Source organism: Brachybacterium sillae, assembly GCF_025028335.1.
Taxonomy (GTDB): Bacteria; Actinomycetota; Actinomycetes; order Actinomycetales; family Dermabacteraceae; genus Brachybacterium; species Brachybacterium sillae.
On sequence record NZ_JAFEUW010000001.1, the window covers coordinates 1,935,318 to 1,950,684 of the forward strand.

At 71.0% G+C, this 15,367-nt stretch carries 16 protein-coding genes; 12 read left to right on the forward strand and 4 right to left on the reverse strand.

The window, feature by feature from the left end:
* Window positions 1-43 precede the first annotated feature (43 nt).
* The 4 genes from JSY14_RS08875 (at window position 44) to JSY14_RS08890 (ending at window position 3,728) form a co-directional block, all read left to right on the forward strand.
* Window positions 44-1,537, forward strand: a complete 1,494-nt coding sequence (locus JSY14_RS08875; RefSeq protein ID WP_259558418.1) for a DUF3375 domain-containing protein — start codon at window positions 44-46, stop codon at window positions 1,535-1,537.
* Window positions 1,538-1,676: 139 nt separating this feature from the next.
* Window positions 1,677-3,161, forward strand: coding sequence for an MFS transporter (locus JSY14_RS08880; protein WP_259558419.1), 1,485 nt, complete (start codon window positions 1,677-1,679; stop codon window positions 3,159-3,161).
* A 17-nt stretch (window positions 3,162-3,178) separates the two neighbouring features.
* Window positions 3,179-3,418 carry a hypothetical protein gene (locus JSY14_RS08885; protein WP_259558422.1) on the forward strand — a complete coding sequence of 80 codons (240 nt, stop codon included), beginning with the start codon at window positions 3,179-3,181 and terminating at the stop codon, window positions 3,416-3,418.
* 46 nt (window positions 3,419-3,464) lie between these two features.
* Entirely contained in the window at window positions 3,465-3,728 is a 264-nt protein-coding gene (locus JSY14_RS08890; RefSeq protein ID WP_259558423.1) for a hypothetical protein, read from the forward strand.
* Window positions 3,729-3,733: 5 nt separating this feature from the next.
* On the opposite strand, the gene JSY14_RS08895 is transcribed toward JSY14_RS08890, so the two are convergent.
* Window positions 3,734-4,204, reverse strand: coding sequence for a hypothetical protein (locus JSY14_RS08895; RefSeq protein ID WP_259558425.1), 471 nt, complete (start codon window positions 4,202-4,204; stop codon window positions 3,734-3,736).
* Between the two features lie 130 nt (window positions 4,205-4,334).
* Complete coding sequence (locus JSY14_RS08900; RefSeq protein WP_259558427.1) at window positions 4,335-4,703, reverse strand: MGMT family protein; 369 nt, start codon at window positions 4,701-4,703, stop codon at window positions 4,335-4,337.
* A 96-nt stretch (window positions 4,704-4,799) separates the two neighbouring features.
* Here JSY14_RS08900 and JSY14_RS08905 point away from each other — a divergent pair, with 96 nt between their 5' ends.
* Both JSY14_RS08905 and JSY14_RS08910 read left to right on the forward strand, forming a co-directional pair.
* Window positions 4,800-5,870: a YeeE/YedE family protein gene (locus tag JSY14_RS08905; protein ID WP_259558428.1), complete on the forward strand. Its 1,071-nt coding sequence runs from the start codon at window positions 4,800-4,802 to the stop codon at window positions 5,868-5,870.
* Between the two features lie 92 nt (window positions 5,871-5,962).
* On the forward strand, window positions 5,963-6,202 hold the full coding sequence (locus tag JSY14_RS08910; protein WP_259558430.1) for a sulfurtransferase TusA family protein: 240 nt from the start codon (window positions 5,963-5,965) through the stop codon (window positions 6,200-6,202).
* An 84-nt stretch (window positions 6,203-6,286) separates the two neighbouring features.
* On the opposite strand, the gene JSY14_RS08915 is transcribed toward JSY14_RS08910, so the two are convergent.
* Window positions 6,287-6,880: a hypothetical protein gene (locus JSY14_RS08915; protein WP_259558431.1), complete on the reverse strand. Its 594-nt coding sequence runs from the start codon at window positions 6,878-6,880 to the stop codon at window positions 6,287-6,289.
* 157 nt (window positions 6,881-7,037) lie between these two features.
* Between JSY14_RS08915 and JSY14_RS08920 the strand changes: the two genes are divergently transcribed.
* From JSY14_RS08920 to JSY14_RS08945, 6 genes are all read left to right on the forward strand, one after another.
* Complete coding sequence (locus JSY14_RS08920; RefSeq protein ID WP_259558433.1) at window positions 7,038-7,766, forward strand: DUF4194 domain-containing protein; 729 nt, start codon at window positions 7,038-7,040, stop codon at window positions 7,764-7,766.
* Window positions 7,767-8,118: 352 nt separating this feature from the next.
* A complete protein-coding gene (locus tag JSY14_RS08925) occupies window positions 8,119-9,171 on the forward strand; it encodes an ABC transporter substrate-binding protein (protein ID WP_259558434.1) in 1,053 nt (350 codons plus the stop codon).
* Between the two features lie 85 nt (window positions 9,172-9,256).
* Window positions 9,257-10,270 (forward strand): FecCD family ABC transporter permease, encoded by a 1,014-nt coding sequence (locus JSY14_RS08930; RefSeq protein WP_259558435.1) that lies wholly within the window; start codon window positions 9,257-9,259, stop codon window positions 10,268-10,270.
* Window positions 10,267-11,319: a FecCD family ABC transporter permease gene (locus tag JSY14_RS08935; protein WP_259558436.1), complete on the forward strand. Its 1,053-nt coding sequence runs from the start codon at window positions 10,267-10,269 to the stop codon at window positions 11,317-11,319. The genes JSY14_RS08930 and JSY14_RS08935 overlap by 4 nt, the downstream gene beginning before the upstream one ends.
* Window positions 11,319-12,122, forward strand: a complete 804-nt coding sequence (locus JSY14_RS08940) for an ABC transporter ATP-binding protein (protein WP_259558437.1) — start codon at window positions 11,319-11,321, stop codon at window positions 12,120-12,122. The genes JSY14_RS08935 and JSY14_RS08940 overlap by 1 nt, the downstream gene beginning before the upstream one ends.
* Window positions 12,109-13,287, forward strand: coding sequence for a siderophore-interacting protein (locus JSY14_RS08945; RefSeq protein WP_259558439.1), 1,179 nt, complete (start codon window positions 12,109-12,111; stop codon window positions 13,285-13,287). Before JSY14_RS08940 ends, JSY14_RS08945 begins: the two co-directional genes overlap by 14 nt.
* Before the next feature lie 317 nt (window positions 13,288-13,604).
* Here JSY14_RS08945 and JSY14_RS08950 read toward each other — a convergent pair whose 3' ends face one another.
* The gene (locus JSY14_RS08950; protein WP_259558440.1) at window positions 13,605-15,182 is read right to left on the reverse strand and encodes an HNH endonuclease signature motif containing protein; all 1,578 of its coding nucleotides are present in this window, start codon (window positions 15,180-15,182) and stop codon (window positions 13,605-13,607) included.
* Between the last annotated feature and the right edge of the window lie 185 nt (window positions 15,183-15,367).

The following is a 15,367-nucleotide window of genomic DNA, read 5'->3' on the forward strand; positions in this document are numbered from 1 at the left end:
TGAAGAGCCGTCTCCGGACGGGCCCTCGGTAGACTCGGCACCCGTGACGGCCCTGGACGAGACCCGGTGGACGGCGCACCGCTCGGAGACGGTGGCCGCCCGCAAGGAGTCGTACGAGCAGCTGCGCCGCGCGAGCACCTGGCGCCTGCTGGCCGCGACCAAGGCCCCGGCGGTGCTGGCGATCCTGCAGGCGGTGTTCCCGGCCGGTGATCGGCGCCTGCCCCGCAGCGAACTCGTGGCGCGGGTGGCCACGCACCTGGACCTGCTGCGCGACGAAGGCCAGGCCCGCACCGCCGCCGAGTACACCGACGACTGGGTGCGCGAGGGATACCTGACCCGGCGCGACGACCCTCAGCACACGGAGACGACTTTCGAGCCGTCGCCCGCGACGATCGACGCCATCCAGTTCATCGCCAGCCTGCAGGAGCATCGGCCGACGACCACCGAGTCGCGTCTGACCCTGGTGCTGCAGCAGTTCGACCGGCTGGCGCAGGAGACGGAGACCGACCGGGACGTGCGTCTGGCCGACCTGCAGCGGGAGCGGGCCCGGATCGAGCAGCAGATCCGCGACCTCTCGGAGGGCGAGCTGATGCTGCCGAGCCCGGAGGCCTCCCTGGACCGTCTGCGGGACGTGCTGCAGATCGCCGCGGAGCTGTCGGGCGACTTCCTGCAGTACCGCGAGGACCTGCGCGCCGTCGACCTGCATCTGCGCGAGCAGATCCTCTCCCCGGAGGGCTCCCGCGGCGAGATCCTGGAGCAGCTGCTGGCCGGGGATGACCTGCTGGGGCAGTCGACAGTGGGCCGCACCTTCACCGCGTTCTTCCGGATGCTCAACGACCCGGTGCAGACCCGCACCGCCCAGGACCTCGTCGACCGCCTCCTGGAGCGCGACTTCGCCCGCCACCTGAGCCGCTCCGAACGGGAGCGCCTGGCCAACGTGTTCAGCGACCTGTACGAGCCGGCGCAGGAAGTGCTCGACGTGAAGACCGAGCTGTACCGCTCGCTGGCGCGGTTCGTCCGCTCCCAGGATTTCCGGCAGCATCGGGTGCTGCTGGAGGCGTTGCAGGAGGCACAGGGCCTGGCCCTCGCGCAGAAGGACGAGGTCCCCACCCGGGCGCCGTTCCCCCTGGAGCTGGAGCTGTCGCGGGCGCAGATGGCGTCGGTGGCGCAGCACCAGTTGAAGGACCCGACGGACCCCGGTGCCCCGGCGGAGGCGGAGGTCCACGACGCGACGGTGCTCAGCGTGGAGGTGCTGCAGGACCTCGTACGCACCAACGACATCGACCTGGTGGGACTCACCGAGGACGTGAACCGGGTGCTCGCCGACGACGGGCAGGCGAGCATCGGCCAGGTGCTGGCGCGCCGCCCCGCCCGGCAGGGCCTCGCCAGCGTGATCGGGCTGATGTTCCTCGCCACCCAGAACGCGCAGGAACGCGAGGGGTCCACGGAGCTCGTCAGCTGGCAGGAGCTCGACGGCCGGGAATACCGGGCCCGTGTGCCCGCCTTCTACTTCCTGCGTGAGGTCCCGGCGGTGTGACGCAGCCCGGCAACAGGACGAGCGCGGGTCGGTCGATCACTTCCGGGTCTGCGGCGCGAGGGCGTAGCCTGCTCGTCGGCGCGGTGTGATCGGCGACACCATGGTCTTCGGCCGCCCCAGGACAGGGAGAGGACGAGGAATGTCCCACGCCATCACCCCCGAGCGGACCGACGGGGAACGCCCCATCAAGACGGACATCCCCGCGAGGATGCACGACATGCCGTGGTCGCGCTTCCACTGGATGGTGATCCTCGGTCTCGGCACGGCCTGGATCCTCGATGGCATCGAGGTGCAGATCGTCGCCTCCGGCGGCTTCGAGTCCAGCCTGTCCATGGACACGCAGCAGGTCACGCTGGCCGCCACCATCTACCTGCTGGGCGAGGTGGCCGGTGCCCTGCTGTTCGGGCGTCTCACCGACACCCTGGGGCGCAAGAAGATGTTCACGCTGACGCTGGGGCTGTATCTGGTGGCATCGGCGGCGTGCGCGTTCTCCCCGAACGCCTGGTTCTTCTACGTCTTCCGGTTCGTCGCCGGCATGGGCATCGGCGGGGAGTACTCCGCGGTGAACTCCGCGATCGATGAGCTCATCCCCGGCAAGCATCGCGGACGGGTAGACCTCGCCATCAACGGCACCTACTGGCTGGGTGCCGGCCTCGGGGCGGTGGCCAGCGCGATCCTGCTGAACACCGACAACTTCGACGAGAACCTCGGCTGGCGCATCGCCTTCATGCTGGGGCCGATCCTCGGCCTGGCGATCATCTACCTGCGCCGCCACATCCCGGAGAGCCCCCGCTGGCTCGCCAAGCACGGCCGGGTCGAGGAGGGCGAGAAGATCGTCCAGGGCATCGAGCAGGAGGTCCGCGACGCCGGCAAACAGCTGCCCCCGCGTGAGGACGAGGAGGCCATCTGGCTGCGACGCACCGAGGGGCTGACGCCGAAGCAGTTGATCTACGTGTTCTTCAAGCTGTACCCGACGCGCACCGCGCTCGAGGCGACGCTCATGATCACGCAGAGCTTCCTCTACAACGCCATCTTCTTCACGTACTCGCTGGTGCTGCAGAACTTCTACGATCTCGGTGCCGACGAGGCCGCCCTGTACTTCTTCCCCTTCGCGATCGGGAACCTGCTGGGCCCGATCCTGCTCGGCCCGCTGTTCGACACCGTCGGTCGCCGGAAGATGATCGCCCTGTGCTACGGCGTCTCGGGGGTGGTGCTCGGCGTCTCGGCGTTCCTGTTCGTGGCGGAGATGCTGAACCCGCTCACCCACACGATCTTCTGGTGCGTGTCGTTCTTCTTCGCCTCCGCCGGTGCGTCCGCGGGGTACCTCACCGTCTCGGAGATCTTCCCGCAGGAGGTGCGCGGTCAGGCGATCTCGTACTTCTTCTCGATCGCCCAGATCACGGGGTCCCTGGGCCCGCTGCTGTTCGGTGTGCTCATCGGTGACGCCTCTTCGCGCACCCCGATGATGTGGGGCTACCTGCTGGCCACCGGCGTGATGCTGATCGGTGCGACCGTGGCGGTCATCTGGGGTGTCGACGCGGAACGGAAGTCCCTCGAGGAGATCGCCCCGCCGCTCATCGAGTACGACGACGAGGGCAACGAGACCGTGGACATGCCGGTCTGACTCAGGAGGAGCGCCCCATGACCACTCCCGCATCCACCCCCGAGGACGACGTTGTCGTCGTCGTCGGCATCAGCGACACCTCCACCTCCGCCGCCGCGCTGCGCTGGGGTCTGCATCAGCTCGACCTGCACGGCCGAGGGCGGCTCGTGGCGGTGCGCGCCTGGCGCACCCGCGCGCTGTCCTCCGGGACGGCCGCCCCCCCGGGTCGGGGCCGCCGTCGACACCGCGGCGCAGGAGGAGTCCCGCCTCGCCGCTGACGTCGCCTCCGTCGTGGGGGACGATCCGCGGGTCGAGGTTCGTCTCGTGCGCGGCAACCCCTCCGATGTGCTGGTCGAGGCATCTCAGGGGGCGAGCCTGCTGGTGCTCGACGCCCCGCGGGCGCCGGTCACCCGGCCCCTGCTCGCCCCGAGCGTCGTGTACCGCCTGGGCTGCCCGGTGGTGATGATGCCGCCGTCGATCAGCGGAGAGCCCCCACGGCCGTGGGAGCGGGCGCTGGCCTCGGCCGGCCGGGCCGTCGTCCGGGGAGCCGGCCAGGCGGGCCGACCGGGTCTCGGCCGCCGCGTCTGAACGGGTCAGACCAGGATGTACGCGCGGGAGTCGAGGACCGTCCGCCCGGCGACATCGGCGTGGGCGATGAGGTCCACCTGGCCGTCGGGCCGTCCCGCCGCCTCACGCATCAGGGGCTCCAGCAGACGGATCGGGTAGAGCGCCACCACGTAGTGGTACGCGGGGATCTCGACGCCACCCTCGGGGATCGGGACCACCGCCTCACCGTCGAGCGGGGCGTCCGCGGTGGAGTAGGTCCACTCGTCGCCGTCCTGCGCCAGTGCCGTGAAGGCGACGGAGTCGACACGCAGCGGGGTGCCCTCGTGATTCCACAGGGAGAGCACGTACTTGGGCTCCACACCATTGGCGGGCAGCTGCAGCGCGCTGGTGACGGAGACGCCGCCCTCACCGCCGCGGATCGTCAGTGACGCGGAGGTGTGCTGGGCCAGCTGAGTCAGAAGGATCTGCGACAGGTCGTGTCCGGCATGGTCGATCATGGGGTGAATCTAGGAGCGCGGCCGCGCCGCGACCAGACCCCCAGACGCCCGGTGCGACCCCGATGAGCCATTCTTCCCGGGTGACCTCGTCGTATTCCTTTGTCGTCGGTCCTCATGCCCGGCTGGCGCTCTACCCCGGGTCCTGCGGCAGGTCCGCCCAGGCCCGTCGGGCCGCCTCCCGCAGGGCGTGGAGGTCGGCGCCGACCTCCCGGGGGCGGCAGCCCGCACCGTCGGGCCGCACCGGGATCCCCTCGTGTTCCCAGTGCGCGAACGCCGCGTCGCGCAGTGGGGGTGCGACGGTGCCGTCGGCCGCGACGACCCGCCACCAGGGGACGTCGGCGCCCCAGTCGCGCAGGATCCGCCCGACGTGCCGGGCCCCGACACCGGCGATCGCACCGACCTGCCCGTAGGCCGCCACACGCCCGGGCGGGAGCTGCTCGACGGTGCGCAGCACGCGTTCGACGCGCAGATCGCGCTCGAGATCGGGGTCGTGGCTCACCGGGTCATCGTCCCATCCCGTCACGGACCGCCGTGGGGGCGTTCACACCTCGCCACATAAGCACACCTAATGTGCGGCCAAAGATAGGGTGTCGACATGGTGTTCACAGGACTACTCGTCGGCGGAGCCCTCGGCTACGTGTTGCAGCGTTCGCGCTTCTGCGTGACCGGAGCCTTCCGTGACCTCTACATGCAGCATTCGACCCGCTACTTCACGCCGTTCCTGGTGGCCATCGCGATCCAGGCGATCGGTGTGGCCCTGCTGACCGGTGCCGGGGTGCTCGCACCGGAGGCCGCCCCCTTCGCCCCGCTCGCCGTGATCGGCGGTGGCCTGCTGTTCGGCGTCGGCATCGTCCTGGCCGGGGGCTGCGCGACCGGCACCTACTACCGCGCCGGGGAGGGCCTGATCGGCTCCTGGGTCGCGTTGGTGCTGTACGCCGTGACCGCGTCGGTCATGAAGTACGGCCCGCTCGGGTCGTTCACCGAGGCCGCGCGTTCCCGCACCGTCGCCGACGCGACCATCCAGGAGACCCTCGGCGTGGGCATCTGGGTCCCGATCGTGGTGTTCACCCTGCTGGTGGCGGCCCTCGTGGTGCGCGATGTGCGGCGGGATCGCCGTCGGCCCCGCCCGGTCCAGCTGCCCGCACGCCGTCACGGACTCGGTCACTGGTTGGCCGACCGCCCCTGGTCCCCGTGGGTCGGCGGTGTGCTCGTCGGCCTGATCGCGATCATCGCCTGGGTCACCTCCACCGCCTCCGGTCGCAACGGCGGGCTCGGCATCACCACGCCCTCCGCGAAGATCGTCAGCTTCCTCGCCACCGGTGACGTCACGCTCGTCGACTGGAGCGTGTACCTCGTCCTCGGCATCCTGCTGGGCTCCTTCGCCGCGGCGAAACTCTCCGGGGAGTTCCGCTGGCGGGTGCCCGACGCGCGCACCATCGGCCGCAGCGCCGGCGGCGGCACCCTGATGGGCGTGGGCGCCGCCCTGGCGGGCGGCTGCACCATCGGCAACGCCCTGGTGGAGACCTCCCTGTTCAGCTACCAGGGCTGGGTCAGTTTCGCGGTGATGGTGCTCGGCACCTGGCTCGCCTCGTACGTCGTGCTGGTGCGTCCGCAGCGTCATGCCGCCGCGGCCCGCCCCGCACCGGCCCTGGTGAAGACCGCCTGAGAACGCGGCGCGCGGCCGACCTCGCCCCACGCACGCCCTCCACCCCCTGACAATCTCCACCCACTGACAACCCCCGCCCCGAGGAGGACCCCATGGCCGCCTACACCCTGGCCACCAACGGCTCCGTCTGCCCGTTCCCGCTGATCGATGCGAAGAACGCCATGGAGCAGCTCGCCCCCGGCGACGACCTCGTCATCGACTTCGACTGCACCCAGGCCACCGACTCCCTTCCCCAGTGGGCCGCCGAGGCGGGCCACCAGGTGGTGAACTTCGAGCGCGCCGAGGGGCAGGACGCAGGATGGACCATCACCGTGCGCAAGGGCGCCGCCTGATCCCACCCTGCCGCGCCCCGTCCTGCATGCACGGCGGCCCCGCACCTGTCCGGTGCGGGGCCGCCGTCGTGTGAGAGAGCGGACTCAGCGGGTGACGTCACCACCACTGCGGTCCGCGCGGCGACCATGCCGTGGGGCGTCCTCGACGATCCCGTCGTGGTCCAGGCGGTCGCCCTCCACCACGCGGGTCTCCCCCTCGGTGTCGACGCGGCGCAGCCGGCCGTCGCGGTCGTGGTGGATCGAGGGACGGTGCTGGGCGTCGCCGTCGGTGAGGCCGCGGTCGTCGGCGGCACCGGTGTCGCGCAGGCCCTCACGGTCGCCGCCATCGGGGTCGAGCTCGTCGGCCTGCCGCAGGCGATCATCCAGACCCTCACGCGCGGTGCTGGCCTCGCGGTGGTGATCCTGGGCCTGCTGGCGGGCCTTGGCGGCCTCGAGGTCAGCCCGGTCGGCGGCCAGAGCGCTCTCGCGGGCGCGGAGCTCACGCTCCTCGACGTCGATGCGTTCGCGCTCCGCCTCCTCGCGGATCTCGGCGGCGCGACGGCGGTCGGCCTCCTCCTTCTCGGCGCGCTTGCGGGCGTTCGCCTTCGACGCGGCGATACCGACGATGATCAGGAGCAGCAGCGCGACCAGCGCCACGATGACGACCGGGATGACCCAGCCGGGGAGATTGCCGTTCATGGATGTCCTTCCGTCCGTCGTGAGCGTCGGACCACGTCGCCGTGGGCCGGACCACACAGGGTTGCTGACACAGTAGGCACAGCGGCGGTCTCTCGTCGCCGCGCCAGACGGACGTCGACCACCCGGTAGAGGGTGGGGCGGCCGATAGGCTCGACGTGTGACCGACGCCGACATCTCCGCCACCGACCACTCCGAGCACGATGAGGAGGGTGCGAGCCCCACGTCGGGGCAGCTCGTCGACGACTCCCGACGCGTCCTCGTCGCGCTGCTGCAGGGGCCGTTCCTCGATGGCCGGAAGGACCGCGACCGCTTCGGACAGTTGTTGCGCGACCGGGCTGCGATCGAATCCCGGCTGGCCGACCTGTTCCTCGAACTGGTGGTGGACGACGACGCGCAGGTCGCGTTCGTGCGCCAGAGCGAGGACGACCCCGACGCCCCGAAGCTGCTGCGCCGCCTCACCGGACTGAACCGCCTCGACTCCGTGCTGCTGCTGGTGCTGCGTCAGATGCTGCTGACGCAGTCCTCGCGAGGGCAGCGCGCCGTGGTATCGGAGGTGGAGATCCAACAGGCGCTCGCCGCATACCGACGCACCGCGTCGACCGACGAAGCCGGGTTCGCCAAGGAGGTCCGCGCTTCGATCGCGAAACTCCAGCGGGCCGGGCTTCTGGATGAGCAGGGGGATTCGTACGAGGTCTCGCCGGTGCTGCGTCTCATGATCGGCCCCGACACTGCCAAGCAGTTCATCGATCTGTACCGCGCAGTCGGTGCCGACTCCCTCGAGGAGCCGGCCGACGCGATCGAGGGTGAGTCCGACGCTGTCACCGCCACCGACGCCGCCACCGCCACCGACGCCGCAGACGGCGAGGCGCGGGGCGCGGCGGACTGACCCCGGCAGGTCGCGGCCGCACACTACGGGCGGCAGAGCCCGCCGCGATGGTCCGGCCCGGTCCTGACGCCCATGCACGGCTCCTGACATCACCGTGCGGAGGCGGTGCGCCGCGGGCTCGTGGACCTGCAGCGAATGCTCGGCACTGGCCTCGTAGCGATCGCTGAACGGCCCGGGAAGTCCGCAGGCGTGCCCCAGGCCCGTCCCGTGACCAGCACCTCCGTTTTATGAACCATTCCAGTTGCGCAATCGGGTAAGGTTGACCTTAGTTGGCGGATCGGTCCTCCAGTCCGCCCGACTTCGCGAGCGACGCCGCCCAGGCCGTCGCCACCTTCCTTGATCGTGAGGCCTCATGCGCACCACTCGTCGTTCTCTGCTGCTCGCCGCGGCGACCCTGCCCGCTCTCGCCGCCTGCTCCGGCGGATCCGATACCGGTTCTGCCGACGGTGGTGCGGCCGGGGGATCAGGCGCCTCCGACGCAGGCGGCACCACCACCATTGAGCACATCTACGGCACCACCGAGATCCAGGGCACCCCGCAGCGCATCGCCACCCTGTCGTGGGTGAACGCCGATACGCTCCTCGCCCTCGGCGTCGTGCCCGTCGCGATGCCGGCGGTCGAATGGGGTGGCAACGCGAACACCTCCACCGACTGGATCGACGCGAAACTCGGCGAGCTCGGTGCTGAGTGGGGCAGCGACACGGCCCCCGCGCAATACTCCGAGGCCGACGGCGTGAACTTCGACGAGATCGCCGCGAACACCCCGGACCTCATCATCGGTGCCTACTCCGGTCTCACCCCGGAGGACTACGACAAGCTCTCGCAGATCGCCCCGACGATCGGCCCCCTTGCCCCGGACTACACCGCCGCCTGGGACGACGTCCTGCTGACCATCGGCACCGCCGTCGGCAAGCAGGACGAGGCCACCGCGCTGCGCGACGAGCTCACCCGGAGTCTGGCCGCCGCCGGGGAGGAGAACCCCGCCGTGGCGGCGTCGTCCTTCATCGCTGGGAACCTCGATCTTCCCACCGGTGCGCTCACCCTGTACACCGCGGGTGATACTCGCTCCCGCTTCTTCAGCGCTCTCGGCATGAGTCTGGCCGATGTGGTCACCAAGAACACCGCCGACGAGAAGACCTTCTCTCTGGAGTGGTCCCCGGAGCGGGCCGACGAGCTCGACGCCGACGTGTTCTACTCGTGGGCAGCGGCCGGCGCCACCGTGGAGAGCTTTCAACAGCACCCGATGTTCGGGCAGATCCCCGCGGTGAAGAAGGGCGCCCTGGTGCTCACCGCTGACGATCACACGACCCTGGCGATCTCCGCGCTGAATGCGCTGTCGATTCCCTGGGCGATCGAGAACATCGTCCCGGACGTGGTCTCCGCTGCCCAGACCGCCCAGGCCTGACCAGACCGCTCGCCTCCTGGTGCAGACGGCACACCTCCACCCTCGCCGCCCTGCCGAGCCCCGGCCCACCGGCAGTGCATCGGTCATGACAGGTGGCGGGGCGCTGCGTCGCACCCCGTGGCTGACGGTCCTGCTTGGTCTCGCGGCCGTGGCGGTGGCGGCGGTGCTGTCGGTCATGGTCGGCGCTCGAACTGTGCCGCCTTCCGTTGTGTGGGAGGCACTTACCGCACCCAACCTCGACCTCACCGACCACGTGGTGGTGACCTCCCGCCTGCACCGCACCGCGGTGGGCCTCGTCGTCGGCGGCGCGCTCGCACTCGCGGGTGCCGGCATGCAGGGCATGACCCGCAACCCCCTGGCGGACCCGGGTCTGCTGGGCCTGAACGCCGGGGCGGCCGCCGCCGTGGCGATCGGCGTCCACTGGCTGGGCATCAGCGAGATCGTGCAGTTCATGGGCCTGGCCTTCCTCGGTGCGGGCCTGGGTGCGGTGCTCGTCTACGCCGTCGCGTCCCGCGGCCGCTCCGGGGCCACCCCGGTGAAGCTCGCCCTGGCCGGCGCTGCCGTCACTGCCGGGCTCACCTCCTTAGTCAGCGCCCTCATGATGCTGGACCAGGGCGCCCTGGACCGGCTGCGGATCTGGCAGGTCGGCACGCTCGGCGCCCGCTCTCTGCCCGACGTCGGCAGTGCCGCTGCCGTGATGCTGTTCGGCGCGGCGATCCTCCTCCTCAGCGCCCGCGCCCTGAACGCTCTGGCGCTCGGGGACGACGCCGCGTCTGGCCTGGGGGTGCGGGTGGGCCCGGCGCGACTGCGGATCGGTATCGGGGTGGTGCTGCTGGCCGGTGCGGCCGTGGCCCTGGCCGGACCGATCGGATTCGTGGGGCTCGTCGTCCCCCATGCCGCACGCCTGCTGGTGGGCGCCGACCATCGGCGCCTGTTGCCGCTGAGTCTGGTGCTGGGGCCGATCCTGGTGCTTCTGGCTGACGTCCTCGGCCGTGTCATCGCGCCGCCCTCGGAGGTGCAGGTGGCGGTGATGACAGCGGTGCTGGGAGTTCCCGTATTCCTGGTGCTGGTGCGCTCCCGGAAGCAGGTGGGCCTGTGAACGCCACCTCGGCCCTGCCCGCGGGTGGCGTCGCGTCCACCCCTCCCGCCCGTCGGCACACCGGCCGTTGCCTCCGACAGCTCGCCCTGCTGGCCCTGCTGCTGGGAGTGATGATCGCGCGGGTGTTGCTGGGAACGCCCGTCATCGCCCCGGCCGACGCTCTCGCGGTGCTGCGCGGGGAGATGATCCCCGGCGTCTCCTTCATCGTCCTGCACAGCCGCCTGCCGGTCACCGTGGTCGGTGTGCTGGCCGGGATCGCCTTCGGTGCGGCGGGATGCCTGTTCCAGACGCTTCTGCGCAACCCGCTCGCCTCTCCGGATGTGATCGGTGTGAGCCTCGGAGCGTCCACCGGTGGCGTCCTCGCCCTCGCCGTGGCCAGCACAGCGGCAGGCGCCCAGTTCTGGGGTTCTCTGATCGGCGGCGTGACGACCGCGGTACTGGTGCTGCTGATCGCCGGGGCGCACCGTGGCACCGCCGGCCGCGGCCGCGTGGACAACCGTTTCGTGCTGGTGGGCGTCGGGATCGGCGCGGCCCTCAGCGCCGTCATCTCCTACGTCGTCACCCGGTTGCCCTCCCGCGCCGCCGGGGACGCCCTTCACTGGAGCATCGGCTCGCTGACCTCCTCCACCTGGCCGCGAGCGCAAGTGCTCGCGCTCAGCCTGGCGGTGTTGTTGCCGCTGCTCGCGGCGCTGCGCACCCGGCTGCGGATCCTGCAGCTCGGGGAGGAGACTGCCGCCGGTCTTGGCGTGCCGGTGGTCACCACCCGCCTGGCGCTGATCGGCCTGGGTGTGCTGTTCACCTCCCTGGCGGTGGCGGTGACCGGACCGATCGCCTTCGTGGCGCTGCTGGCCGGGCCGATTGCCCGCGCCCTCGCCGGCCGCCCAAGCCTGGTCGATTCGGCCCTGGTGGGTGCGGTGATCGTGGTGGGTGGGGACGTGCTCGGCTCCACTGCTTTCGGCCCCGTGGACCTTCCCGTCGGCGTGCTCACCGGCGCGCTCGGTGCCCCGTTCCTGCTGTGGCTGCTGACCCGGACCGAGGAGAACAGGTGATGGCTGAACTGTCCGCCCACGATCTGCACCTGGGCTACGACTCCCGCGAGGTTATCCACGACGTCACCCTCGCCCTCCCGCCGGGGCGGGTGTCGATGATCGTCGGGGCGAACGGGTCCGGGAAGTCCACGCTTCTGAGAGGCTTCTCCCGTCTGCTGCCGCCGCGCTCGGGCCGGGTGCTGCTGGACGGCGCTGACATCCACCGACTGCGTGCGAAGGACCTCGCCCGCCGCCTGGGGGTGCTGCCACAGTCGCCCCTGGCACCGGACGGGGTGACGGTGCGGGAGCTGGTCTCCCGCGGACGCTACCCGCACCAGGGCCTGTTCCCGCACTGGAGCGAGGAGGACGAGGCCGCCGTTGTCGAGGCCCTGCAGGCCACCGGCACGGAGGGCCTCTCCGAGCGCGCCGTCGATGAGCTTTCCGGCGGGCAGCGCCAGCGGGTGTGGATCGCGATGGCACTGGCACAGCGCACCGACGTGCTGCTGCTGGATGAACCCACCACCTACTTGGACGTGACCCACCAGCTGGACGTGCTGGACGTGGTGCGGGATCTCAACCGGCGCCGCGGCACCACGGTGGCGATCGTCCTGCACGATCTGAACCTCGCTGCCCGCTACGGCGACCACCTGGTGGCGGTGCGCGAAGGCCGCATCCATGCCCAGGGCGCCCCCGAGGAAGTGCTCACTGAGGAGATCGTTCGCGTCGTGTTCGGCCTGGACGCCCGGATCGTGCCCGACCCACTGACCGGCACCCCGATGGTGGTGCCCGTGCCCCGAGGAGAAGCCGACGATGACCAGCCGTGACACCGCTGTGGCCGCGACGGGCACCCCCGTGACGGGTACCCCCGCCGACGTGAGGGCCTCCGCCGCGCCCGCTGTACCTGCTCTGCGGCACAGCGCCCTTTTGGCCTTCGATCTCGAGGTCGTGGCCGTGCGGCAGTTGAGCGCGTCGCTGCGGCGCGTCACCCTGGCGTCGGCGGATCTGGAGCACTTCGGGGTGGGCGCGGATCCGTGGGATCTTCGGATCAAGCTGGTCATTCCGGGCCCGGCGAATACTGCCGATCACTTCGCGCAGGTGCGCCCGGGTGCTGATGTGAGTCTGGAGCATCTCACGGACTGGTACCGGAAGTGGTTGCAGATCGACCCGTCCGACCGCGGATGGATGCGCACGTACACGGTGCGGGCCCAGCGCGCTGCGGGAGATCCGCGCAGCATCACCTCACTGCCGGAGATCGATCTGGACATGGTGCTGCACCTCATGGACGAGGATGTGTTCGGTCAGGGAGTGGCCGCTCGCTGGGTGCAGAACGCGCAGGTGGGCGATCATGTGACGGTGTTGGGCCCGAACAGACACCTGGTGGACACCGGCTACGGCGGTATCGAGTTCCGGCCCGCGGATTCCCGGGACGTGCTGCTGGTGGGTGACGAGACGGCACTGCCGGCGATCGCATCCATCCTTGACAGCGCCCCGGCACATCTGCGCGGCCGTGCCGTGATCGAGGTGCCATGCGCTGACGACTGCCTGGACCTGTCGACGGAATCGCGAATCGCCGTGACGTACCTGGTGCGCAAGGGTGCGGCCGAGGGGGAGGCGAGTCCGCACGGGGAACTGCTGGAGGCGGAGGTGCGACGCCTGCTCGCCGAGGACTCAGGCCTGCGGGCCGTTCTGCCGCGGGTCGATGGGCAGGACCTCGCGGATGTGAACGTGGATGCGGAGTTGCTGTGGGAGACGCACAATCTCACCGCGGCAGACACCGATGGTGGAGCCGACGGGCAGGCCGCAGAGGCGACGGACGCGGTCGCGACGGGCGCGGGACTGCCCGCGGATCCGCACCGCTTGTACGCCTGGCTGGCGGGCGAGGCCGCGGTGATCAAGCGCCTGCGCCGGCACCTCGTGCGCGAGGTGGGCATGGACCGCAACCAGGTGGAGTTCATGGGGTACTGGCGCGAGGGTAAGCCGGAGCTGTGAGGGGTGCGAGTGTGCGACGGGACTAGCCTTCGTCGGCACCCTCGCCGGCCCAGCGTGACGCCCGGGGCCATGGAGCCGTCGCTGCCGAAGCCACCGGAGCCGCCCGGACCCGCAGGCGTCGGCCCCAGTCCAGCCGACGGTGCCCCACAGGCACGGCTTGCGGGTCCGTTCATGTTCGCGCGAAGGCCCGCGTGCTCGTCGAGCTGGGCCCGGTGGAGTGATCGAGGTGCAGTCATGTCCGGCGCGTGAACAGCGACGGCGCTCCCTCGTGGAGAGATCTGCCACTGGGAGGGGGAGATCCCTTCACCGTGGGATGTTCACCCGGAGTCGGCGCCCCGCCGCCGGGGGGGTCGGGCGCCGCGTCCTGTGATGAGATCGCCGAAACCGCTGAACCCGGGCAGAGTCAGCAGGTCGCGCAAAGAGAAGACCGTTCCGGGATCTCGATCGGTCACCGTGGTCGTTCGCACCCCCGCGCGGTCGGGCCCGACACCCCAGGTCGTGGACGTCGGTCCCACCGCCGGGTGAGAGGCCGTCGGTGGGGTGGCTGACGGCGGGGTGGCTGCCGGTCGGGTGGATCTCGGTGAAGTGGCGGCCGCCTGCGGTCCGGCTGCCGGCGGGGCGACGGTATCGGGGAAGCGCTCCGGGCGCAGCTGCCGCGCCGTCTTGCGCTGATGGTGCCAGCGGCACAGCAGGTGGAGGTTCTCGATCGAGGTGCGGCCGCCGTGCTCGGGATCGGCGTAATCGAAGGGCTCGATGTGGTCGGCCTCCGCGCCACGAAGAGTCGAGCGGATGCACCCGGGCGCCGCGCAGGTGCTGTTCAGCAGCCGCAGGTGCTCGCGCATCGCCCCGGTCGGCACGTAGCGCTGGGCCGGGAGCGGCTGGAATGCTCCGGTCGCTGGATCCGTGAGGACCCGGTACCAGTCGGGGCACTCGGCGGCCAGGCGCCGGGCCAGACGCGCGGGGACCGGGCTCTGCCCCTCGAGCAGCGCCGGGGCGTCGCTCAGGCCGAGGAGGGTCAGCACCGGCACGGTGACGTTCACACGGAAACGATCGGCGGGGAGCGCCACCCCCTGCAGGTCGAACTGGGCTGTGAGCAGCAACCGCGTACGCAGGCGTGCCAACGACATGGGCCGCCCCGTGCGCGCGACCTCCCCCTCAGGGTCGTGGGGGATCGCATCGCCCCGTTCGAGCGCAGCCTTCTGGGCGGCCTGAACGGCACGGGCGGCACCGTCGAGCCGGTGCGTGTAGCTGCGCAACTCCGGGGAGGAGGCGGTGACGATCATGCACCCGCTGCCGTCGTTCTGCGTGTCCGGGAGGAGATCGACGGACGGTTGCGGATCCTCCGGGACCGGTGTCTCGCCGACCTCGGCCGTGATCCACGCTGCGAGATACCGCAGCTCGGTGCGGAACCGCTCCAGCCCCACATGCTCCAGATCCCACTGCGCAAGGTGCTGGTCGAGGGCGGCCCGCTGTCGCGGATCCATGCCGCTCGCGACGCGCAGGATCCGCCGATGCCACGCGACCGGAAGCACCCCCTCGCGCAGGCGCTCATGGACGCGCGGCAGGTATTCCACAGTGAGAGAGGTGTCGTGCAGGATCGCCTCCCCGTTCGTCGGGGTGGTGCGCAGGGCGACGGCGACCGCATGCGTGAACTCGGCGCCCATCTCCAGATCGAACCCGGGGGCCGCGACGCCCTCCGCGAGCGGCGCGAGGGTGTCGTACAGCTCGGCGAGTTCCCGGGCCTCACGCCGCTGGTGATCGAAGACGGCCCGCAGTCGCTCGGCCTCGTCGGCGGAGGCCCACCCGGCGCTGCCGCGGTCGACGGCGGTCTCTCGCGTGAGCGTGAGACGGGTGCGCACCGGACGAGGTGCGCTCGTCGCGGTCGGAGCGGTCATGGGTCACCTCCTCGGAACGGATCGACGTGGATGCGGTGGGTCTGGACACCGAAACGTTTGTCCTGGTCCATCGGACGTTCCTCAACCTACGGGAGGGCCCCGACAGACGAAGCGAGTGGGGAGAAACCCGCGTGGGGAGGAACGGCGGACAAGCCTGGTCTGCGGGACAGGGCGGGCGCCGGACC